General features: G+C 75.5%; 14 protein-coding genes. 11 read left to right on the plus strand and 3 right to left on the minus strand.

Translation table 11 applies throughout. The features are described from left to right. The first annotated feature begins 1 nt into the window (after window position 1). The 7 genes from ACIGXE_RS23675 (at window position 2) to argF (ending at window position 16,490) form a co-directional block, all read left to right on the plus strand. Window positions 2–2,467: a VWA domain-containing protein gene (locus ACIGXE_RS23675; protein ID WP_399750491.1), complete on the plus strand. Its 2,466-nt coding sequence runs from the start codon at window positions 2–4 to the stop codon at window positions 2,465–2,467. Between the two features lie 240 nt (window positions 2,468–2,707). After that, complete coding sequence (locus ACIGXE_RS23680; RefSeq protein WP_399750493.1) at window positions 2,708–6,112, plus strand: tubulin-like doman-containing protein; 3,405 nt, start codon at window positions 2,708–2,710, stop codon at window positions 6,110–6,112. Beyond that, entirely contained in the window at window positions 6,109–8,634 is a 2,526-nt protein-coding gene (locus ACIGXE_RS23685; RefSeq protein WP_399750496.1) for a hypothetical protein, read from the plus strand. The genes ACIGXE_RS23680 and ACIGXE_RS23685 overlap by 4 nt, the downstream gene beginning before the upstream one ends. Next, entirely contained in the window at window positions 8,631–10,904 is a 2,274-nt protein-coding gene (locus ACIGXE_RS23690) for a hypothetical protein (protein WP_399750498.1), read from the plus strand. Before ACIGXE_RS23685 ends, ACIGXE_RS23690 begins: the two co-directional genes overlap by 4 nt. Beyond that, window positions 10,895–14,002: a hypothetical protein gene (locus tag ACIGXE_RS23695; RefSeq protein WP_399750500.1), complete on the plus strand. Its 3,108-nt coding sequence runs from the start codon at window positions 10,895–10,897 to the stop codon at window positions 14,000–14,002. The genes ACIGXE_RS23690 and ACIGXE_RS23695 overlap by 10 nt, the downstream gene beginning before the upstream one ends. A gap of 40 nt (window positions 14,003–14,042) precedes the next feature. After that, entirely contained in the window at window positions 14,043–15,275 is a 1,233-nt protein-coding gene (locus ACIGXE_RS23700; RefSeq protein WP_399750503.1) for an arginine deiminase, read from the plus strand. Between the two features lie 201 nt (window positions 15,276–15,476). After that, window positions 15,477–16,490 (plus strand): ornithine carbamoyltransferase, encoded by a 1,014-nt coding sequence (argF, locus tag ACIGXE_RS23705; RefSeq protein ID WP_399750505.1) that lies wholly within the window; start codon window positions 15,477–15,479, stop codon window positions 16,488–16,490. 88 nt (window positions 16,491–16,578) lie between these two features. Here argF and ACIGXE_RS23710 read toward each other — a convergent pair whose 3' ends face one another. Continuing rightward, a complete protein-coding gene (locus ACIGXE_RS23710; RefSeq protein WP_399750507.1) occupies window positions 16,579–17,022 on the minus strand; it encodes a MerR family transcriptional regulator in 444 nt (147 codons plus the stop codon). 81 nt (window positions 17,023–17,103) lie between these two features. Here ACIGXE_RS23710 and ACIGXE_RS23715 point away from each other — a divergent pair, with 81 nt between their 5' ends. Then, window positions 17,104–17,946 (plus strand): MBL fold metallo-hydrolase, encoded by an 843-nt coding sequence (locus ACIGXE_RS23715; protein ID WP_399750509.1) that lies wholly within the window; start codon window positions 17,104–17,106, stop codon window positions 17,944–17,946. A gap of 110 nt (window positions 17,947–18,056) precedes the next feature. Here ACIGXE_RS23715 and ACIGXE_RS23720 read toward each other — a convergent pair whose 3' ends face one another. Continuing rightward, window positions 18,057–18,521, minus strand: a complete 465-nt coding sequence (locus tag ACIGXE_RS23720) for an ATP-binding protein (protein WP_399750511.1) — start codon at window positions 18,519–18,521, stop codon at window positions 18,057–18,059. Window positions 18,522–18,850: 329 nt separating this feature from the next. Here ACIGXE_RS23720 and ACIGXE_RS23725 point away from each other — a divergent pair, with 329 nt between their 5' ends. From ACIGXE_RS23725 to ACIGXE_RS23735, 3 genes are all read left to right on the plus strand, one after another. Then, entirely contained in the window at window positions 18,851–19,678 is an 828-nt protein-coding gene (locus tag ACIGXE_RS23725; protein WP_399750566.1) for an enoyl-CoA hydratase family protein, read from the plus strand. Continuing rightward, window positions 19,663–22,119 (plus strand): bifunctional salicylyl-CoA 5-hydroxylase/oxidoreductase, encoded by a 2,457-nt coding sequence (locus tag ACIGXE_RS23730; protein ID WP_399750513.1) that lies wholly within the window; start codon window positions 19,663–19,665, stop codon window positions 22,117–22,119. The genes ACIGXE_RS23725 and ACIGXE_RS23730 overlap by 16 nt, the downstream gene beginning before the upstream one ends. Window positions 22,120–22,241: 122 nt before the next feature. Further along, window positions 22,242–22,631: a VOC family protein gene (locus ACIGXE_RS23735; RefSeq protein WP_399750515.1), complete on the plus strand. Its 390-nt coding sequence runs from the start codon at window positions 22,242–22,244 to the stop codon at window positions 22,629–22,631. Between the two features lie 48 nt (window positions 22,632–22,679). On the opposite strand, the gene ACIGXE_RS23740 is transcribed toward ACIGXE_RS23735, so the two are convergent. Next, the gene (locus ACIGXE_RS23740) at window positions 22,680–23,486 is read right to left on the minus strand and encodes a PaaX family transcriptional regulator C-terminal domain-containing protein (RefSeq protein ID WP_399750517.1); all 807 of its coding nucleotides are present in this window, start codon (window positions 23,484–23,486) and stop codon (window positions 22,680–22,682) included. Window positions 23,487–23,488 lie beyond the last annotated feature (2 nt).

Below are 23,488 nucleotides of genomic sequence, written 5' to 3' on the forward strand. Positions count from 1 at the left end.
GATGCAGGTGACCGTGATGCTGACCGGGCGGCGCAGCCGCCGGAGGGGCGCGCTGCTCCTCGCCGGGGCGCTGCTCGCCCTGTCCGGACCGCTCGGCGGCCCCGCCGGCGCGGCCCCGGCGCCCCTGAGGGCGTCGGCCGTCCCGGCGGCCGAGGGACCCGACCCGATCGACTTCGCCGTCGTCGTCGACCAGTCGGAGAGCCTCGCCGACGAGGACCTGGCCCGTGAGACGGAGGCCGCCGCGCTGCTCAGTCAGGGCGAGATCTCCGAGCGGTCCCGGGCCGCCGTGATCGGCTTCGGCAGTTCGGAGAAGCCCGGCCAGTCGCCGGTGCGCGAGGTGTGCCCGCCGACCGTCGTCGACGCGGCCGGACGCCGGCGCCTCAGCGACTGCGTCAAGCAGCTCGCGCGCCGCGACCGGGACCGGGTGGGCCCCGGCACCGACTTCCCCGCCGCGATCCGCCAGGCCGTCGCCCGCCTCACGGAGCCCGACAGGAGTTCGGGGAACGGCGGAAATTCGAGCAGCGGCAGCGGCACCGGCGTGGCCGGCGGCAAGGCGCCGAAGGCACCCAAGGTGGTCTTCCTCCTCACCGACGGCCGGCTCGACGTCGGCGACAGCCCCGAGTACGGGGCCGACCCCGCGAGCCGCCAGGCCAACGGCGAGAAGCGCCTCGAAGAGGAGCTGGCCCGCGCCCGGGACGCCGGCGTGCAGATCTGGCCGCTCGGTTTCGGTGACGAGATCGACCGGGCCGCGCTCACCGCGATGGCCGAGGGCGGCTACCGCGGCGCCTGCTCCGACGTGCCCGGCTCCGCCCCCCGGATGCGGGTCGTCGCCGGCTCCGCCGAGATCGACGAGGCGCTCCAGGAGACCTTCGCCGCCGCCCGCTGCGCCCGGGTGACGCAGGGCACCGTCGGCAAGCCGCCCGCCGACCTGTACGTCACGATCCCGCCCATCGCCACCGACGGCTCCCTCACGGTGAGCAAGCACGACCCGAAGGTACGCGTCACCTACTTCGACCCGGCGGGCCACCAGGTGCCCACCCACGGCGACTTCGACGGCTCCACCTTCGAGGTCAGCGGCGAGGACGGGCCCGTGGAGGCGCTGCGCGTCAAGAACCCGCTGCCCGGCCGCTGGCGGGTCCGGGTCGAGGCGCCCGAAGGACACCGGGACCGCGAGGTCGCCGTCCGGGCGATCTGGCAGGGCCGGCTGAGCTCCGCCGTGCTCCTCGACCCGGTCGCCCCGCGCCCCGGCCAGGAGGCCGTGATCGAGGTGCGGATGCAGACCCGGCGCGGAGTCGTCATCGCCGACCCGCACCAGCTGGCCGGCGTCACCGTAGACGCCCGGCTGTCCGGCGCCGGTTTCGCCCCGGTCGGCGTCCGGCTCGCCGACGACGGGAAGGCTCCCGACCGCAAGGCCGGCGACGTGCGCTTCACCGGCACGCTCACCGTGCCGTCCGGAGCCACCGGCGACCTGGAGATCGTCACCGAGATGGCCGCGCCGGGCGTCACCTCCGACCGGCGCCCGTTCCACACCGGCGTCACCGAGGGCACCCCGCTCCTCGGCGCCCAGGTCTCGGTCGAACGGGTCACCGTCCACCCCGGCGACACCGTGCGCGGATTCCTCGACATCAAGAACGACGACAGCGTCCCGCACACCCTCCGCCTCGCCCTCGGCGACGAGCGGGACCGGCAGGGCGGGGCGGACCCGGCCGGGGCGCCGCGCGCCCTGCCGGCCCTCACCCCCGCCACGGTCGTCGCCCGGCCGGGCCCCGCCACCCGCGCGGAGTTCACGCTGACCCTCCCCGCGGACACCCCGCTCGGCGAACTCGGAGGCCTGCTCACGGTCGTGGACACCACCCGGGGGGACCAGCTCCTCGACTCCTCCTTCCTCGACGTGCGCGTCGAGGCGCGGCCCACCTGGTGGGACCGCCGGTGGCCGTACGTCGTCGGGGGCGCCGCCGCCGTCCTCGTGGCCGCCGCCCTCGCCGGCGTCCGGCTCGCGGCACGCCGGCGCCGCCGGGACCTGGCCGGGGTCAGGATCGAACTCCGCAAGGACGGCCGGGTCCTGGACAGCCTCACCGTACGCACCGGCCAGAGCGCGGGCGGCGAGTTCCTCTTCACCGTCGAGGAGCCGCGCGGCGCCGCGCCCACCCTGCGGCGGGCGCGCGGTGCCGGGACCGCGCACCGACTGCGCAGGACCGGCGCGGGCGAACTCCTGCTCCGCCCCCACGGGGGCCGCGAGACGCCCGTACGGGCCGGGGAGCCCGTGGAGGTGGAGGAGTGCGAGGTCGTCGTCCGGGACGGCCGCCGCCCCGGCCGGAGCCGCCTGCGCCCGCGTACCCCCCTGCCCCGCCCGGGCCGCCGCGCGACGCCCGGCCCCCGCACCGCCCCGGGCCCCGGAACCCCGACCGCCCCCGACTCCCCGACCACGGCGACGACGCCAGGAGGCGGCTGGGACCCGGACTTCTGACCCGCCCGCACCGCCCCACCCCAAGACCCCTACAACCCCAGACCCGCACCCCACCTGCCAGACCCGCACCCCACATCCGAACCGCATCCGAACCGCATCCGAACCCGCACCCGTCCCTCCACCTTGCCCCGCCCCTCCACCCCGCACCTCCGCACCCACGACGCCCACCCCCCGCGCCCCACCCCCACACCACGCCCCACGAACGATCCACGGGCCCTCGGGTCCTCAGGGGAGACGACAATGAAGATCTACCAGCCCATGCTCTTCGTGGGCCTCGGCGGCACCGGCGGACGCATCGGCAGCGAGCTGGAACGCAGCCTGCGCCGCGAGCTGTGCGGCCCCGACGGCACCGAGCTCGTCGACGGCGGCCGGCGGCTGCCCTTCCAACTGCCGGACTGCCTGCAGTTCGTGTACGCCGACTTCAGCGAGGCGGAGCTGCTGAGCCAGCCGCAGTTCCGGGCCAAGGGAGCCGAGAACGCCGCCTTCGCCCGCACCTCCCGCATGGTGCGCGACCTGCTGCCCACCGACTACGACTCCTCGCCCGAGGTCACCCGCATGCTGCGGGTCGCCCTGCACGAGGAGACGCGGACATGGCTGCCGCCGCAGGCCCGCCAGCCGCGCGTCGCGCCGCTCCACAACGGCGCGGGCCAGCTGCCCACCGTCGGCCGGGCCGCGCTCTTCGCGACCATGCGCTCCGGCGTCGACCCCGTCCTGCGTCAACTCCGCGACGCCATCGGGGCGATCGGCAACGCGGCCGGCGACCTGCGGAGGGTCGGCGGGGGCCGCATCCGGGGCTGTGACGTCTTCGTCGCCTTCTCCGTGGCCGGCGGCACCGGAGCCGGCATCTTCTACGACTTCATCCACCTCATCGGGCACGAGTTCCGCAGGGGCAACGTGCCCGGCGTCAAGATCTACCCCCTCGTCGTCATGCCCTCCGCCTTCCCGCCCGAGGCGGGCGGCGGCCGCGAGGCCGAACTCAACGCCGCCCGCGCCCTCGTGGACCTCTCCCGCCTCGTCGACGACCAGAACGTGCCCAACGCGCTCGAGGACGTCGGCGACGTCGAGCAGCGCGGCCGGATCAGCGTCCAGTACCCCGTCGACGGGGTGGTCGCCCTGCGCCCGTCCACGGTGCAGACCGCCTTCCTCTTCTCCAAGCCCGCCGTCATCGGCACCGAGGACCTGCGCCGCTCGATCACCGCCATGGTGATGTCCCTCATCGGCACCGAGCTCAGCGACGAGACCGGCGCCGCCGGGCGCTCCGAGGACGACTACCAGTCCTTCGCCGCCAGCTTCATCAACAAGAGCGTCGAGCGCTCCACCCCGGCCCGCACCGGCATCGGCTACCGCGGCATGTCCACCAGCCTCGCCGCCTCCCTCACCGTGCCGGTCGACGACCTCGCCGAGATCGTCGCGGCCCGGCTCCTCGCCCAGGCCGTCCGCGGCCTCGGCGAGAAGGCCCGCCGGGTCACCCCCGAGGACAAGCACCTCGTCCAGGACATGTTCAACCGCTCCGGCATCGGCCGGTTGTGGACCCGCGAGGCGCCAGACGTGCCCCTGCCCGAGCAGCTCCCCAAGGGCAGCAAGGCCATCACCCAGGAACTGCGCAACCGGCTCGGCGACATGGAGGACGCGCTGCGCCGCCTGGAGGCCGAGCTCGCCCGCGAGGTGCCGCGCCTCAGCGAGGGCTTCAAGTCGGGCACCGCCGTGCGCGAACTCCTCGGTGTCGTCAGCCCCTTCCGCGTCGAGGCGGTGCTCAACGGACAGCCCGGCCACCCCGACCGGGTCGCGGCCGCGGGCTTCACGGGCATGCTCGACAACCGGCGCAACGACCCCGAGCGCCCGGCGGACGTCCAAACCTCCGCCCCCGCCATCCCGCACATCAAGCGCACCGCCGGCGGCATCGTCGCCGCCCGCTGGAGCGACCCGGACGTCCAGGACGCCCTGGCCCGCCAGGAGGCCTGGTACCAGTGGCGCGCCAAGATGCTGTGGCACCGGGCCTGGCAGGCCGGCGAGTCGCAGTGGCGGCCCCCGCTCACCAGGACCCTCCACGAACTGGGCGAGCTCGCCAAGGTGCTGCGCGCCCACGAGCAGGACGAGGGCAAGGCCTTCGCCGACCGGCGCCGCGAGCTCTACCGCGACGACCGCACCGGCATCTCCTACCTCCTGCCGCCGCAGAACAGCCTGCGCGCCTTCTACGACGACGTCCTCGACCGGCTCGTGCAGAGCATGGGCCTGCCCGAGGCCACCGACGCGGCGGGCCTCCTGGAACGCCTGGTCCGCCCCGAGGAGTGGCGCAGCGCCCTGGACGCGGTGCGCCGCTCGCCCGGCGCCGCCGTCAAGGAGATCAAGCAGGTCGTCGAGCGGCGGGTGAAGAAGCTCTTCGGCGAGGCCAACGACGACCGGTTCACCCGTCCGCTGCTGCCCTCCATGGAGCTGCTGCTGCGCGCCGCGTCCGGCGACGAGTCCGCCGAGCAGAAGGTCGACCCCCGCTGGCTGGAGCAGTTCCGCGCCGCGCTCGCCGGACTCCTCCCGGTCGGCTTCACCCCGGACGGCGGCGGCCCCCTCAAGATCCTCATCGTGCACCCGGCCAGCGAGTCCGACGGCCGGGCGGCCGACTACCTGCGCCAGGAGCTCAACCTGCCGGCCCGTGCCACCCAGGAGTACCGGGCCGTCGACACCGAGTCCATCACCGTCGTCCTCTTCCGCAGCGGCATGAACCTCACCGACATCTCCGAGGTGCGCGGCGTCCTCAGCCAGTGGGCCGAGGCCCGCGACTCCGGCGGTCAGGAGGACTTCCTGCACTGGCGGCAGCGGCTCGGCCACCATGACGACTGGCTGGTCTCCACCGAGGAGGACCGGCGGCGCATCCTGCACCGGCTGCTGTGCGCGATGTGGAACGGGCACTTCCACACCGAGGGCCCGGCCGACTCGCCGCACCTGGTCCGCATCCGCCTCCAGGAGGGCGAGTCCGCGACGATGTCCCTGCGCCTGGAGGACTTCGACGGCGCGCTGTCCAGCTGGGCGGGCCTGCTCAGGGCGTACGAGCGCTGGGCGCTGCTCGACGAGGGGCAGATCATCGAGGAGTTCTGCGGCCGGCTGATGCAGGCCCTGCCGAAGGGCCTCTCCCACACCCCGGCCCCGCCGTCCCCGCTCTTCGTCCACTTCGTCGAGAAGGTCGCGCCGCGCCAGCTGGTGCTGCTCGACGAACTGGGCGCCGAGTACGGGGAGGAGGACACCGAGTGGCTGGCCCCGCTGCGCGACTTCTGGGAGGTCACCTACCCGGCGGCGCTCGACATGCGCTTCGCCGGCGCCGGCCGCCCCACCCGGCCCTCCCTGCGCGCCCTCTACGAGCGCCACGCCCCGTCCGCCGCGCCCGGCACGGCGCACCCGCCGGCCCCGGCTCCCGCGCCGGCCGGCGCCGAGGACACCGCCTGGGCGCCCGGTCCGGCGCCGGCCGCCGGCCCCACCTCCGTACCCGTGCCGCCGCAGCAGGCTCCGCGGCCTTCTCCGCAGCCGTCGTGGCAGCCCTCCGCGCGCCCTTCCCCGGCGCCTTCTCCGGCGCACTCCGCGCAGCCCCCGGCACAGCCCGCCCCGGAGCCCGTCGACGGCGGCTACCCGTGGGACTGGGACGGTGAGGAGGAGTGAACCCCCGTGTCGTGCCCGACCGTCCGCTGCCGGGCCACGCCGTCTGCCTCGACCTGCGGGCCGAGGCGCACGACCCCGAGGACCGGCACGCGCCCGAAGACGCCGTCCGCCGGGCCCTGACCACCCCGCAGCCCGCGGGCGAGCGCCGCTTCCTCGTCGTCGACGACGCCGACCGGCTCGTCGGTCACCAGCTCCTGCACGAACTGCTCTCCTCCTACGGCCCCGCCCACGTCGTCTGTCTCGCCGTCGGCGCGCCGGGGGAGCGGACCCTGCGCCGCACCCTGACCCTGCGGCCGCCGGCCGCCGGCGTCCTGTGGCTGCTCGACGGCTTCCACGGCCCCGACGCCGCCGCCCTGCGCCCGCTGGTGGAGGTGCTCGCCACCCCGGAGGTCTTCGACGCCGTGCTGCGTGCCCTCGGCCAGGTCGCCGGCGGCGTCGCCGTCCCCTCCGTCCGCGTCCTGGAACACGACCTGAGCGACGAGGCCCGGGCCCGGGCCTGGCGGCAGGCCGTGGAGGCGCTGACCGGACCCGACGTGCCGGCCGCCGGCTCCGTCGGCAAGGTCCCCGGCGAACTCGCCCTGCTCCTCGACGAGTCGGTGCCGCGCTCGCTGACCACGCACGACTGGCTGCCCGCCGGCGGCCGAGCGGGCACCCAGCTCCGGGCCTGCGAGGACGCCCTGGAGGACGCCGTCGACGGCTACGCGCGCGTACGCGGCCCCGCCGGGCTGCTCACCCGCGCCGGACGGGACACCGACCTGCCCGGCACCGTCGAACGCCTCGCCATGGCGCTGCGCGCCCTCCGGGGCACCGTCGCCGACGCCTTCACCGTCGCGGGCGCCACCCGGCCCAGCGTCGAGGAGCGTGGACTCCTCGGCGACCGGGGCATCCGGCTCCCGGAGATGCCCCGCGAGATCACCCGCACCGGCATCGTCCCGGCCCTGCGCGACCACACCCGCGAGCTGATCGCCGACCGCCTTCCGCTGCGCTCCGTCGCGGCCCGGCTCGCGGCCCTCTCCGCCCGCACCGCCCCGGCCGGCAGCGCCGCCCGTCTCACCGCACTCGACACCGTCTGCGGGCCCGCCCGGCTCGACCGGATCGCGACCTCACACCCCTTCCTGGCGGGCGGCTCGCGGTCCACCGCCGCCCTCGTGACCGGCGTCCTCGCCCTGCTCGCGGGCCTGTGGCCGGGCGCCGGGTGGGCGCTCGGCCCGGCCACCGGACTGCTCGCCGCGGCACTCGCGCTGCTGATGCTGCGCCGCCGCCCCAACCGCTCGCCCGACGGGCGCCTCGACGGCGGCGGCAGCACGGGCTCGGGGCCCCGGCTCCTCGGCGGCCTCGTCGGCGGCCTCGCCGGCGCGGGCCTCGGACAGGCCCTCGGCCCGCCCCTCTGGGCGACGGCGAGCGCCCTGGCCGTGGCCGTCGCCGCCGTCGTGCTGCTCGCGTTGCGCGACTGGACCAGGGCCGTGGACGACTGGTGGGACCGCGTGGACCCCGAGGACGCGGGCAACGCCCTCCAGGAGGTCCACGCCCTCGTCGTCACGACCGCCGTGCACGACTGGCTCTTCGCCGACGTGCGTCACCACTGTTCGGACGGCGCCGGCGCGGTGGCCCGGCTCCTGCGCGGCCTCGCGGCGACGGCGGAGGCGTACGGGGGGCCGGGCACCCCTGACCCGAACGGAGGGCCGGGCACGGCCGCTGCGTACGACGGGGGCGGAACGGGCGGGGCGTACGGCAGTGGCGGCATCGGTGGCGCGTTCGGCACCGGCGGCGCGTACGGCGCCAGCGGCAACAGCGCGTCGGCGGACACCGGTTGGGACTGGGACGACTGGTCGGACGGCGCCGACGACGACGTCTGGTCCGACCGGGAGGAGCCGGGCAGGGCAGCTCCGGCAGCTCCGGATGCTCCGGCCTGGCCGCCCGCCACGGTCACCGCCCCCGCGCCCCCCGCACCGGCGCCGGAGTGGCTGGACCGGCGGTACGGCGACGGGGGACCGGCCCTCGTCGACACCCTGCTCTCCGACCTGGTCGAAGGGGTCACCGGCGTCCTCGACACCTGCTGGGCCGGCATCGAACGCGACCCCGGGAACGCGGGTCGGCTCCCCCTGGACGCGCCGATGACGGCCCTGCTCGACGAGACCCGTACCCGTCTGGAGCGGGACGCCGCCGCCTCCCCGCCGCCCGGCCGGGAGCGGGGCGAACGCCCCGACGCCGCCCGGCTCATCGGCGTCTCCCCGGAGGGCGTCGTCCGGCTGCTCGCCGCCGACGACGACCCCGACCTGACCGTCCCGCTGTGCGGGCCCGAACACCTGCGGCTGCTGTCCCACGTACCGGGCGCGGTGCGCCGGGTGCGGTTCGTGCCCGAGACCATGCGCCGGGGGGCCGCCGGGGACGACATCTGGCGGGGCGCCGCGGAGGAGGTGGTGTGGACGGGGGGCGGCCGGCACGCGGGCGTCCTGCGCCTCGTACCGCTGCGCTCCGACGTCGTGCACACCGTCAGGGCGGAGGAGGGGGGAGCCCCATGACGACCGCGGACCGACCACAGGACCCCATGCCTCACGACCGCACTTCCGACGCCCATGGCCGCGACGCTCAAGGCCGCGACGCCCATGGCCGCGACGCTCAAGGCCGCGACGCCCACGGCCGCGACGCCCACGGCCGCGACGCCCCTGACCGCGACGCCCAGGGACCCGACGAGGAGCTGGAGTTCCTCACCCCGCAGGAGGAGCCGGTCCGCTTCGCCGTCCGCTACGGCGAGGACGCCCGCGCGCCGGGGCGGCCGCACCTGAGGACCCGACCGGTCACCCTGGGCGCGGGCTGGCCCGTCGTCCAGTTCCGGCTGCCGTCGTCCGCTCAGGGCGACCCGCACGCGCACGGCCTGCTCGAACGGGAGGTGGCCGCGGCCGTCGCCCTCGAACGGCGTTACGGCGGTGAGAAGTACGCCGAGGTGTTCACCCGCGTCGTGGGCTTCGACCTCGACGGCGCCGAGCCGTTCGTGCTCTACCGCCGCTCCGCCGGCACCCCGCTCACCGAGTGCCTGCCCCGGCTCGGCGCGGACGAGCAGCAGCGGATCGTCGGCCAGCTCGCCCTCGCCGTACGGCTCCTGGAGGAGGCGGGGTTCGTCCACCGGGCGCTCGCGCCCGACACCGTACGCTGGGACGGCGGCCATGTGCGGCTGTGCGAGCCGTACGCGGCGCTGCGCGCCGGGGAGGCCCGCGAGCCCTTCGGCGCCGCCCCCTGGGCCTCGCCCGAACAGCGCGCCGGCCGCGGCGCCGCCGACTGCCGCGACGACCTGTGGTCGCTCGCTCGGATCGCCTACCTGCTGCTCTCCGGCCACCCCGGGCCGCCCGGCCGCACCGACCGGGCCGACGGGCCGCCCGAGGACCTCGGCGACTACCGGGGGCTCGCCGCCCTCGCGCAGAGCGGTCTCTTCGCCGCCGAGGCCGCCGCCCGGCCGTCCCCCGCCGACCTCCTGCGGCTGCTCCGTCTGACGGACCCGCTCGCCCACGCCGTCGGCACCGCCGACCCGCTCGCCGCCGGGCGGGCCAGGTACGACGCCGAACTCGCCCGCAAGCGGGCCGCGTTGCGGGCGGCGCGCGGAGAGACGGCGGGCCCGGAGCCGGAGGCCGCGCCGCCGCGACGGGGCATCCGCGCCCTGCTCTTCGGGGACCCTCCGCCGCTCGCCCAGCAGGCGCAGACGCAGGCGCAGGCGCGGCCGGAGGCCGAACCGCCGCCCCCGCGCGGGCGGTTGTGCCCGCACTGCCTGCTGCCCGTCGAGTACGACGAGCGGCTGCTCGTCACCATCGACGCCAAGGGCAACCGCATCCCGCTCGACCTGGCGGCCGAACACCGCCCCGGCCGCCGCCAGGACCTGAGGCGCACCGCGTACCACCTGTGCCCCCACACCGGCGAGGGCGACGAGGCGCACGAACTGCCGGTGCCCTACCTCACCAACGGCGAGCCGCTGTCCATCGCCTTCGTCGGCAGCTCGGCCGTCGGCAAGACGCATCTGATGGCGGCGATGCTCGGCGAGGTCGAGCTCGGCGGCCTGGAGCCGTACGGGCTCAAGTGCCTGCCCCTCAACCCGGAGGCGCACCGCACCTACCTGCGCGAACGGGTGCAGAGCCTCCAGCAGGGGCGGCAGCTCGGGCGCACCGGCCAGCAGACGTTCGCCCGGTTCGCCGACGGTCTCCTCGTCTCCGCGCCCGGCCGGACCCCGCGGCCCGTCGTCTTCTTCGACCTCGCGGGCGAGGACCTCGCCCAGGACGGAGAGGTGACGAGCTTCCTCACCGGGGTGGACGCCTTCGTCTTCGTGGTCGACCCGCTGCGCGCGCTGCGGATGCCGGCGCTCGACCCGGTGCGCGAGCGGTACGGGCTGCCGCGCCGTGACCTCGGCGACGAGGCGTTCACGACCGTCCTCAACCGGCTGCCCCGGAGGGACGGGTTCGTCGCGGCGCCCGCCGCGCTCGCCGTGAACAAGAGCGATCTGGTGCGCTTCGAACCGGCCGTGGACCGCTGGCTCGGGCGGGCGCTGCCCGAGCGGTACGACGGGGCGGCCGAGCAGGACGAGAGCCGGGACGCGTACGCGTTCCTCGACCGGCACGCGAGCGCCGCCTGGCTGCGGCCCTTCGACGACTGCGCCCACTGCACCCTGCACTTCGTCGCCGCGACCGGCGGGCAGGCGCGCGGCGACCGCTTCCCGCACGGCGCGCGGCCGCGACGGGTGCTGGCCCCGCTGCTGTCCGTCTTCGCCGCGTGCGGGCTGCTTCGAGGAGGGAGTGACCCATGGCGATGACGCCGACCGACGGCGGGGCCGACCGGGTCGACCAGATCGTCTTCCGCTGGGACAGCGGGAACGCCTCCGGCACCACCGGCTTCGGGCCGGTGGCCTGGTCCGGCGGGCGGGACGAGGCGGAGGCGCTGTTCCGCAGCGCCGGTACGGTGCTGCGGGCGAGCGGCGAGGAGACCCGGCCGGCCCTCGTCCGGCTTCAGCGCCGCGCCGAAGCCATGCTGATCCACCGCATCCCCTGGATCGACCCCGGCGGCGGCGCCTCCACCATCTGCCACGCCCTGGTCGGCCCCTCGGACCTCCTCGACCCGTCGCTCTGCCTGGGCCTGCACGCCTGGACCTGGGCGGGCGCGGACCTGCCGCTGGCGGCGGTACGGGGGGAGCTGCCGGCGGTACGGGAGGAGGCGCTGATCCCGGCGGCGGGCCTGGGCCAGCACGCGCTCGACGTACGGCTCCCCGGCGCCGCCGACGAACTCGTCGGCGCGGTCGCGGAGTTGCTGCGCCGCCCCGAGGGCCGCTTCACGCTCCTCGACGAGCGGGGCGACACGGCGCTGCCCGTCCTGTGGGGCCTCTACAGCATGTTCGGCGAGCTCACCGACCTCCGCTGGACCTTCGCCACCCACGACACGGCCGAACTCCGCGCCCTCCGCTTCGTCTTCGTCGGCCGCTGGGCCGGCGCGGCCAGCAGCAACAACGACCGCCACCGCGCCGACCCCCGCGAACGCGTCGACGACGAGGCGGAGTCCCTGGCCGCGCGCCTGGTCGACCACCACCTGCGCGGGGTGGCGGCGGGCGCCGACCGCGAGTACGCCGTCGGCGCCGCCCTCCGCCACGCCCTGACCCGCCCGGGCGCCCCCCTCCTGACCACGGCCCGAGCAGCCGCGACCCGCCTGGACCGCCGCTACCCACCAGGCGCCGCCGACCCGGGACCGCGCCGAGCGGGCACGGGGGGCTCGGCGGGGGCGCCGGGCCCTGGGGCCGGGCCGCGTCCGGTCGGGGGCAAGGGGTCGGCCTCGGGGGCCGGGCGGGCCTCCGGGGCAGGTTCAGCCGTGGGGGAAGGTTCAGCCTTGGGGGTGGGGCCGGCCTCGACCGCGGGGGCCTCCGCCGCTCCTGGGGCGGCACCCGACTCGGTATCTGCGCCCGCCCCGGCGGCTCGGCCGGGCCCGGGGGCGCCGACGGTGCCTGGGTCTCCTCCAGGCGCGGTGCCTGGTACTTCGCAGGGCGCGGCGCCGGCGGAGACATTGGAGGCACCGCGGGGCGCCGGGGTGCCACCGGCGGCTGGGACCGCGCGAGGTCTGGAGGCACCGGAGGCATCGCCAGCCTTCGGGGCACCGCCGGCACCGGGGGCGCCTCCGGTGCCCGGCGCGGTGCCCGGCGCGGCGGGGACAGCGGGGCAGGAGTCCACGGCCGGGTCGGCCGGGACGGGCAGCGGCGCCCGGCCGCCCGAGCCGGGCGCCGGAGGACCCGGTTCGCGGGTGGGCCCGTCCGGTGCTGGGGTGTCCGAGCCGGGCGCCGGAGGACCCGGTTCGCGGGTGGGCCCGTCCGGTGCTCGGGTGTCCGAGCCGGGCGCCGGAGGACCCGGTTCCCGGGCCTCGGGTGATGCGTCGGCCCCGGTCGATCGCGACACCGGGGCGCGAGGCGGAGGGGCGCCCGAGCCGGGGGAGGGGCCTGACGGCGCCCTGCCGCCGGGCTTCGCGCCGGCGTCGGGGGCGGCAGGCCAGGCGGGCTCGGGTTCTCGGGCGCCGGTGGTCGGCGGCGCCGTCGCGGCCGACCGGGCCGGTCCCCGACCGTTCGAGGCCGGTGCGGCCGGCTCGGGATCGGGACCCTTGCCGGCAGCCGACCCGCGCGCGTCGGCCCGCCCGCGCGGCACCGCTCCGGCCACCGAGGAACCGGGCCTGCTCCAACCGACCGACAGGTCGGTCCCGGCCGGCCCGTCATCCGGGACCGACGCCGGACGTTCGGTCCCGTCGCCGTCGCCGTCGCCGTCGCCGTCGCCGTCGCCGTCGCCGTCGCCGTCGCCGGACGTCGCGGCGGGCTCGTATCCGTCGTCGGACGGGGCCGTCGCCTCCCACGCGGGGAGTGTGCTCGGGGCCGCCTGGGCCGGGCCCGCGGTGACGCGGCGCAGATACCGGGGCCGTCGGCGGGCGGTGCGGCGGGAGACCGGGCTGGAGGAGCGGCTGCTGCGGGCGGAGGACACGGGGGCGGTGCGGGAGGCCGTGCACGGGGCGGCCGACGAGGAGCTGCTCCGGGCGCTGCAAGACCGTGGGCGGACGCACGTCGTCACCACCGCCCTGATCCAGGAGGTCGTCCGCCGCTTCCCGGCCTGGGGGCGCGGACTCCGGCGTCAGCTGTGCGATCTCGTGATAGCCGAGGAGTACTTCGTCGGGCGCGTCCACCCCGACGACCGGGTCGACGCCGCCGAGCGTGCCGCCGAGGCCGCGGTCCTGCACGACTGGGCCGTCCGCCCGGTGCTCGGCGGCGCGAAGGAGGGCGACGAGCGGGCCGAGCGGCTGGCCGCCGTACTGGCCCGGTTCCGTACCAGTCCCCATCCGGCCGCCCGGGCCGCGTTCCGCCGGATCGTGGAGGGCGAGCGCCCGGGGCTGCCCGAGTCGGTCTGGCGCATCCTCGTCCTCGACGTCCGTTCCCCGTCCCCGCACCCGCTCGTTCCGCACCCCACCGTGCCGAACACCGCGTCCGCCGACCCGGCCGCTCCTGACCCGGCCGGGCGGTCCGCCTCCTGGCCCCGCTCCCTCCGTAGTTCGCACCACGCGCCCCCCGGCCCGCCGCACCCCGACGTCTCGCGCCCCGACCCTTCTGTTGTTCCGACGGGCTCGTCCCCGCTCCCTTCGTCCACGTCCCCCGCGCCGCCCCAGTCCCCGTCCCCGTCCCCGTCCACGCCCCGCACGCCGTCCCCGTCCCCGTCGCCCGCGCCGTCCCCGTCCTCCGCTCCCCGGTCCGCCGCCGCCCCGCGTCCGTCCGCCTCCGGCCCCCCGTCCGCCGGGGACCGTAACGACGGGCGCATGGCCTACGCCGTGCTCGGGTGTGCCCTGTTCACCCTCGTGTTCCTGGTCGTCGTCATCGTCGCGGCCTTCCTGACACGCTGAGTACCACGCACGGGCCGTCCCGCTCCGTCAGGATGGGCGCATGGGATTCCATGTCGATTCCGAGACCGGGCGGCTGCGCCGCGTCATCCTGCACCGACCGGATCTGGAGCTGAAGCGGCTCACCCCGACCAACAAGGACGCCCTCCTCTTCGACGACGTGCTCTGGGTGCGCCGGGCCCGTCAGGAGCACGACGGGTTCGCGGACGTACTGCGCGACCGGGGCGTCGAGGTGCATCTCTTCGGGGACCTCCTCCGGGAGGCCCTGGAACTGCCCGCGGCGCGCGAGCTCGTGCTCGACCGGGTCTTCGACGAGAAGGAGTACGGCCCGCTCGCCACCGACCACCTCCGCGCCGCCTTCGACTCGCTCGACGCCCCGGAGCTGGTGGAGGCGCTCGTCGGCGGGATGACGAAGCGTGAGTTCCTCGCGGCCCACCGCGAGCCGACCTCGGTCCGCTTCCACGCCCTGGACCTGGACGAATTCGTCCTCGGCCCGCTGCCGAACCACCTCTTCACCCGGGACACCTCCGCCTGGATCTACGACGGGGTGTCCATCAACGCCATGCGCTGGCCCGCCCGGCAGCGCGAGACCGTCCACTTCGAGGCGATCTACAAGCACCATCCCCTCTTCACCGGCCCGAAGGCGGGGGCGTTCCACCACTGGTCGGAAGGGCAGTCCGACTACCCCTCGACGATCGAGGGCGGCGACGTCCTCGTCATCGGCAACGGCGCCGTCCTCATCGGCATGAGCGAGCGCACCACCCCGCAGGCCGTGGAGATGCTCGCCCGGGGGATGTTCGCGGCCGACTCCGCCCGGACGATCATCGCGCTCGACATGCCGAAGAGCCGTGCGTTCATGCACCTGGACACCGTGATGACGATGGTCGACCAGGACACCTTCACCCAGTACGCGGGGCTCGGCATGCTGCGCTCGTACACGATCGAGCCGGGCGACGAGGGACAGTCCCTGCGGGTGACCGACCACCCGCCGGAGCAGATGCACAGCGCCATCGCCGCCGCCCTCGGCCTCCAGGACATCCGGGTCCTCACGGCCACCCAGGACGTCCACGCGGCGGAGCGGGAGCAGTGGGACGACGGGTGCAACGTCCTCGCCGTCGAGCCGGGGGTCGTGGTCGCCTACGAGAGGAACGTCACCACGAACACCCATCTACGCAAGCAGGGCATCGAGGTGATCGAGATCCCGGGGAGCGAGCTCGGCCGGGGCAGGGGCGGGCCCCGCTGCATGAGCTGCCCCGTGCAGCGTGATGCCACGTGACCGCGTAGGAGGGGCTCGTCGGGGCCGGTCGCCGGCCCCGAGGGGGACGCTCGGGACCGGTGGGGGTGGCGGGGGGCTGTATAAGAATGCTGAATGTCGTATAGACTTCCAGCGTTCCCGACCCCGTCGTCCCCCGGCGTCCATGACGTCCATGACGTCCGGACGTGTTCGACGTGCCCGACCGTAACCCAGGAGCGCCCCATGGCCACCGACCTCACCGGCCGCCACTTCCTCAAGGAGCTGGACTTCACCGCCGAGGAGTTCCGCGGCCTGGTCGCGCTCGCCGCCGAGCTCAAGGCGGCCAAGAAGGCCGGCACGGAGGTGCAGCGGCTGCGGGGCAGGAACATCGCCCTGATCTTCGAGAAGACCTCGACCCGCACCCGCTGCGCCTTCGAGGTGGCCGCCGCCGACCAGGGCGCCTCCACCACCTACCTCGACCCCTCCGGCTCCCAGATCGGCCACAAGGAGTCGGTGAAGGACACCGCCCGGGTGCTCGGCCGGATGTTCGACGGCATCGAGTACCGCGGTGACAGCCAGGCCGCCGTCGAGGAGCTGGCCGCGTTCGCCGGGGTGCCCGTCTTCAACGGGCTCACCGACGACTGGCACCCCACCCAGATGCTCGCCGACGTCCTCACCATGACCGAGCACAGCGACAAGGCCCTCGACGAGACGGTCTTCGCCTACCTCGGCGACGCCCGCTTCAACATGGGTAACTCGTACCTGATCACCGGCGCCCTGCTCGGCATGGACGTCCGGATCGTGGCCCCCAAGGCCTACTGGCCGGCCGAGGGGTTCGTCGCCGAGGCCCGGCGGCTCGCCGAGACCAGCGGCGCGACGATCACCCTCACCGAGGACGTCGCGGAGGGCGTGCGCGGCGCCGACTTCGTCGCCACCGACGTGTGGGTGTCCATGGGTGAGCCCAAGGAGGTCTGGGACGAGCGGATCGCCGCCCTCGCGCCGTACGCCGTCACGATGGACGTCATCCGCGCCACCGGCAACCCGGACGTGAAGTTCCTGCACTGCCTCCCGGCCTTCCACGACCTCGGCACCGCCGTCGGCCGCGATATCCACGCGCGGCACGGCCTCACCGAGCTCGAGGTCTCCGACGAGGTCTTCGAGTCGGCCCACTCCGTCGTCTTCGACGAGGCGGAGAACCGGATGCACACCATCAAGGCCGTCATGGTCGCCACGATGGGCGACCCCGTCCACCCCTAGGTCCTGTCTCGCGCCCGGCGCACCGAGAGCACGCACCTGACGCCGCGGGCCCGCCCTCCGGGCGCCGACGGGAGTTCGACGACAAGACCTAGGCGATCCGCGCAGGACCCGACGGAGCCGGCCGCGCGGCGGCCGCGTCGCCGGGCACGTTGCCGACGGCGCGCAGGAAGTCCGGGCAGTCGACGATCGGCTCGTGGTCGCAGACGGCCGCGTGCCGCAGGCTGTCACGGAGCCGGGTGAGCCGTCCGATCTGCTCGTCGAGGTCGTCGGCCCTGACGGTCATCCGCGCGCGCAGCTCCGCGTCGGACGGGCGCGCCACCAGGAAGCGCTCGATCTCGGCGATCGAGAGTCCGGCGCTCCGGGCGCACGTCACGAGCGCCAGGCGTTGCAGCACCTCCGGGCGGTACGTGCGCCGCAGGCCGTTGCGGCCGTCGGGGGAGATGAGGCCCTTCTTCTCGTAGAACCGCAGCGCCGAGGGCGCCAGGCCGGAGCGCTCGGCGACCTCGGCGATGTCCAGCAGCGTCCCGTCCACGGCCGCCCCTCCTCGATGTGAACCGCCCTCACCACGCGGCGGCTTGACTTGAACCGCGCTTCAAGTCGCAGCCTACCCGTCATGAGGATCCATCACCTGAACTGCGGCTCCGTCCGCACCGTCGACCCCACCTACGACGGCCCCGCGTCCCTGCCCGCCGTCAACCACTGCCTGCTCGTCGAGACCGACGCCCACGGCCTGGTCCTGGTCGAGACCGGCCTCGGCCTCGGCGACGTCCGCGAGCCGGAGGCCACCCTCGGCGCCGACTGGGTCGCCATGGCGCAGCCCGCGCTAGACGAGGAGGAGACGGCGGTCCGGCAGGTCGCCCGCCTCGGGTACGACCCGGCCGACGTCCGGCACGTCCTCCTGACCCACCTGGACGTGGACCACTGCGGCGGCCTGCCCGACTTCCCCGGCGCGCGGGTGCACGTACTCGCCGCCGAACTCGCCGCGGCGCGCGCCGAGGCCCCGAACCACCGCTACCGGCCCGCCCACTGGGCACACGAGCCGGACTGGGTCACGTACCAGCCGGCCGACGCACACGCCGACCCCGGAGCCGACCACGGTGCCGTCGAGGACTGGTTCGGCTTCGACGGGCTGCGGCCGGAGGGTCTGCCGCCCGAGTTCCGGCTCGTCCCGCTCGGCGGCCACACCGCCGGCCACACCGGCGTCGCCGTCCGGGACGCCGACCGGTGGCTGCTGCACTGCGGCGACGCGTACTACTACCACCGCGAGATGGCGGACGCGAAGGAGCCGCATCCGCTGATGGACGTCGTCCAGACGCGCTCGCAGGTCCATCGCGACCTGCGGATCGGCACCCAGGCCCGGCTGCGCGAGCTGGTCCGCGACCACGGGGACGAGGTGACGGTCTTCTCGGCGCACGACCCCTGGGAGTACGCACGCCTCGCGGCCGCACCCGTATAAGCCCCGTACAGGGCCGCCCCCTGTAAGCCCCGTACAGGAAGGTGCCCGGCCAGGTGCCCGGCCGGTCCCCCCGTCCGCTGCCCGCCGCCCGCCCCGCACTCCGCGGCCGGTCACCGCTCCGGGCCGTGACCACGCTGTCGCGGCACGGACGGCAGCGTGAACCAGACCGCCTTGCCCTGTGCGGTGGGGCGGTGACCGCAGTCGCTGCTGAGTGCCCGGATCAGGAACAGCCCGCGGCCGTGCTCCTGCCACGGGTCGACCGGGGCGCCGGGCCCTCGGCCGATCAGCTCGCCCGGGGCCGCCCGGCGGCCGTCGTGAACCTCGATCTGGCAGCCGCCGAACGCCGGGAGCAGCTCGACGACCAGCTCGATCGGGCCGTCGCCCGCGGTGTGCTCGACGGCGTTGGCGACGAGCTCGGCGGTGAGCAGCTCGGCCGTCTCGCTGTCGGCGGCGGCGCGTTCCGCGCCCTCGATCTCGATGAGGGCGGAGCGGACCAGGGCGCGGGCGAGCGGCACGGCCGCCGTGGTGTGCGGCAGCTCGACGCGCCAGGACGCGGGGCCGGAGGCTTCGAACACGGCGGGGTTCCGTTCGGGCTCGAGGGTGGTCGGGGCATGGGGCGGAGCGTGGCCAGGTGGGGGCCACCGGACGTGCGGGGGCGGACGGGGCACGTCCTGGTTTCAACCTTACGGACCCAAAAATCTGGATACAGAGGCGGTCGCCCACATCCGGTAGGGACCTGCGTCCGTCTCCGTGCGGGACCTTTGAAGACGGATGACGGGGGCGACGAGGGAAGGGAGAAGTGGGGTGCTGTATCGCGCGCTCGTGACGATGGTCAGATTTGAGTGATACCCTCATCGTGGTGGTGCCGTACCCGTACGTGTACGCAACAGGGAGGTTCTCCCGGATGAGCCCCTTCACCGGGTCCGCGACCCGCACCGAACGCTGGCGGCACCTGCGCCTCACCGTCGACGACGGGGTCGCCACGATCACCCTCGCCCGCCCCGAGAAGCTGAACGCGCTCACCTTCGGCGCCTACGCCGACCTGCGCGACCTGCTCGCCGAGCTCTCCCGCGAACGGGCCGTCCGCGCGCTCGTCCTCGGCGGCGAGGGGCGCGGCTTCTGCTCGGGCGGCGACGTCGACGAGATCATCGGCGCCACGCTCTCCATGGACACCGCCCAGCTCCTCGACTTCAACCGGATGACCGGGCAGACCGTGCGCGCCCTGCGCGAATGTCCCTTCCCGGTGATCGCCGCGGTCCACGGCGTCGCCGCCGGCGCCGGAGCGGTCCTCGCCCTCGCCGCGGACTTCCGGGTCGCCGACCCCACCGCCCGCTTCGCCTTCCTCTTCACCCGCGTCGGGCTCTCCGGCGGTGACATGGGCGCCGCCTATCTGCTGCCCCGGGTCGTCGGACTCGGCCACGCGACCCGGCTCCTCATGCTCGGCGATCCGGTCGGCGCCGCCGAGGCCGAGCGCATCGGCCTGATCAGCGAGCTGACGGAGGAAGGCGCCGTGGGCGCCCGCGCCGCCGCCCTCGCCCGCCGGCTCGCCGAGGGCCCCGCCCTCGCCCACGCCCAGACCAAGGCGCTGCTCACGGCCGAGCTCGACATGCCGCTGGCCGCGTCCGTCGAGATGGACGCCGCCACCCAGGCCCTCCTCATGCACGGCGAGGACTACGCCGAGTTCCACGCGGCCTTCACCGAGAAACGCCCCGCGAAATGGCGGGGGCGGTGACCATGCCCGCCCCGGCCCCCCACACCGCCCCGGGCTCTCGCCCCGCCCCCGACCGCCGCCCCACCCCCGACCGCCGCCCCACCCCCGACCCCCGCCCCACCCCCGACCCCCGCCCCACCGCCGACCGCCGCCCGACCTCCGACCCCCGTCCCGCGCCGGGCGGCACCGGCGCGGGCCGGGGCGGGGGGCGGCGGCCCCTGCGGGTGGCCGTCGTCGGGGGCGGACCCGGGGGGCTCTACGCCGCCGCACTGCTCAAGCGGGACGACCCGGACCGCGAGGTCACCGTCTGGGAGCGGAACGCCCCGGACGACACCTTCGGTTTCGGGGTCGTCCTCTCCGACGAGACCCTCGGCGGCATCGCGGAGGCCGACCCCGAGGTCCACGCGGCGCTGCGCCGCGAGCTCGTCCGCTGGGACGACATCCACATCGCCCACCGCGGCCACCTCCTCACCTCCACCGGCCACGGCTTCGCCGCCCTCGGCCGCCGCCGGCTCCTGGAGCTCCTGCACGAGCGCTGCGCCGGGCTCGGCGTACACCTCCGCTTCCGTGCCGAGGCCCCGCCCGCCGAGGTCCTCGCCACCGACCACGACCTGGTCGTGGCCGCCGACGGCGTGCACAGCCGCACCCGCGAGGCCCACGCCGAGGTCTTCCGCCCCACGGTCACCACCCACCGCTGCCGCTACATCTGGCTCGCCGCCGACTTCGCCCTCGACGCCTTCCGCTTCGACATCGCCGAGACCGAGTACGGCGTGATGCAACTGCACGCCTATCCGTACTCCGCCGACTCCTCCACCGTCATCGTCGAGATGCGCGAGGAGGTCTGGCGGGCCGCCGGGTTCGACGAGCTCGACGAGGCCGAGTCCGCCGCCCGCTGCGCCAAGCTCTTCGCGGAGCCGCTGCGCGGCCGTGCGCTGCGCTCCAACAGCTCCGCCTGGACCGCCTTCCGTACCGTCGTGAACGCCCGCTGGTCCCACGACCGCACCGTCCTCCTCGGCGACGCCGCCCACACCGCGCACTTCTCCATCGGCTCCGGCACCAAGCTCGCCGTCGAGGACGCCGTCGCCCTCGCCGCCGCCGTCGACCGGCACCCGGACCTCGCCGAGGCGCTGGCCGCCTACGAGGCCGAGCGCCGTCCGGTCGTCGAGTCGACCCAGCGGGCGGCCGCCGCGAGTCTCCGCTGGTTCGAGGAACTCGCCGCCCAACTCGACCGGCCCCCACGCCAGTTCGCGTTCAACCTGCTCACCCGCAGCCGTCGCGTCACGCACGCCAACCTGCGCCTGCGCGACCCCGCCTTCACCGCCTCCGTCGAGGAGGAGTTCGGCTGCCCGCCCGGCACCCCGCCCATGTTCACCCCGTTCCGGCTCGGCGGCCTGACCCTGCGCAACCGGATCGTCGTCTCGCCCATGGACATGTACGTGGCCGAGGACGGCGTCCCGGGCGACTTCCACCTCGTGCACCTCGGCGCCCGCGCCCTCGGCGGCGCCGGCCTCGTCATGACCGAGATGGTCTGCGTGAGCGAGCGCGGCCGGATCACCCCCGGCTGCACCGGACTGTGGACCGACGAGCAGGCCGAGGCCTGGGCCCGCGTCACCTCCTTCGCGCACGCGCAGGCCCCCGGCGCGGCGATCGGCGTCCAGCTCGGCCATTCCGGCCGCAAGGGCTCCACCCGGCGCATGTGGGAGGGCATTGACGAGCCGCTGCCCGAGGGCAACTGGCCGCTCGTGGCCGCCTCCCCGCTCCCGTACCGCCCGGGCGTCAACCAGGTCCCGCACGCCCTCGACCGGGCAGGGCTCGCCGCGATCCGCGAGGAGTTCACCACCGCGGCGCGGCGGGCCGCCCAGGCCGACTTCGACCTCCTCGAACTCCACTGCGCCCACGGCTACCTGCTCTCCGGCTTCCTCTCCCCGCTCACCAACCACCGCACGGACGCCTACGGCGGCGACCTCACCGGCCGGCTGCGCTACCCGCTGGAGGTCTTCGACGCGGTCCGCGAGGTGTGGCCGGCCGAGCGGCCCATGACCGTCCGCATCTCCGCCACCGACTGGGCCGAGGGCGGCACCACCGCCGAGGACGCCGTCGAGATCGCCCGGGCCTTCGCCGCGCACGGCGCCGACGCCCTCGACGTCTCCACCGGCCAGGTCGTCCCCGACGAGCGCCCCGAGTTCGGGCGCTCGTACCAGACCCCGTACGCGGACCGGATCCGCTCGGCCCTCGGGATCCCGGTGATCGCGGTCGGCGCGATCTCCTCCTGGGACGACGTGAACTCCCTGCTCCTGGCCGGCCGCGCCGACCTGTGCGCCCTCGCCCGCCCCCACCTCTACGACCCGCACTGGACTCTGCACGCCGCCGCCGAACAGGGCTACGAAGGTCCCGCGGCCCCCTGGCCGGCCCCGTACCGCGCGGGCAGCCGCCGCCCGCCGACCGGCCGAAAGGACCCCTGACCCGCGGGCCCCCTACCCGGCCCGCGCGACGCCCCGGTGGCACCGGCCGCGCCCGGGTGATCGACTTGTCGGGCGACGTGGCAGGCACGTCACGACCCAGGCCGACCCCGGGAGGGCACCCCATGAGGATCAACCTGACCAGCGTCTTCGTCGACGAGCAGGACAAGGCCCTGCGCTTCTACACCGAGGTGCTCGGCTTCGTGAAGAAGGCCGAGGTGCCGCTCGGCGGGCACAGCTGGCTGACCGTCGTCTCGCCGGAGGACCCCGACGGCGTCGAACTGGTGCTGGAACCCAACCAGCACCCCGCCGCCAAGGCCTACCAGGACGCGCTCACCGCCGACGGCATCCCGGTGAACTCCTTCGCCGTCGACGACGTGCGCGCCGAGTTCGCGCGACTGCGGGCCCTCGGTGTCCGCTTCACGCAGGAGCCCGTGGACATGGGCCCGGTCACCATCGCGATCCTCGACGACACCTGCGGCAACCTCCTCCAGATCGCCGAGTACAAGGACTGACCGGCGGGCGGCTCACACCCCGGCTCACACCCCGGCTCACACCCCGGCTCACACCCGTACGAACTCCGCGCCCAGGGCGTGCAGGCGCTCGTGCAGCGCCAGGAAGACCTCCGCCGAGCGGGTGCCCGGCCAGTTCTCCGGGAGCAGGCTGAGCGGCAGGACCGGGTCCGCGTACGGGAGACGGCGCCAGGAGTCGAGCGCGAGCAGGTAGGCGCGGTAGGCCTCCTCGGGCGTGCCCGGGGTGCTCGACCAGGTGCGCAGGACCGGCTCGTGGGCGTCCAGGAACTCCTCGTGGAGCTTGGCGATCGACGGCAGGTCCCACCAGCGGGCCACCGCCTCCGCCGTCGGCGCGAAGCCCAGGTGGTCGCCGCGGAACAGGTCCACGTACGAGGCGAGGTCCAGGCGCTCCAGGGTGTGCCGGGTCTCCTCGTACAGGCGGGCCGGCGCGATCCAGACGCCCGGCGCCGCCGTGCCGAAGCCCAGCCGGGCGAGCCGGGAGCGGAGCAGATGGCGCTTGTGGCGCTCGGCCTCGGGGACGGAGAACACGGCCAGCACCCAGCCGTCCGACAGGGCCGGCTCCGTACGGGTGTAGATCCGGCGGTCGCCGTCCTCCAGGAGCATCCGAGCGTCGTCCGACAGCGCGTACCCGGCGGCGCCGTCCTCCGTGCGGCCGGGCAGCAGAAGCCCGCGGCGCTTCAGCCGCGAGACGGAGGAGCGCACCGACGGGGCGTCCACGCCGAGCACGGCGAGGAGCCGGATCAGCTCCGCCACCGGCATCGGCGCGCCGTCGGGCAACCGTCCGTACGCGCCGTACAAGGAGACGATCAGGGATCGGGGAGTGTGCTGCTCGGCCACGT

It is taken from the genome of Streptomyces sp. NPDC053431 (assembly GCF_044544925.1).
Lineage (GTDB): Bacteria > Actinomycetota > Actinomycetes > Streptomycetales > Streptomycetaceae > Streptomyces.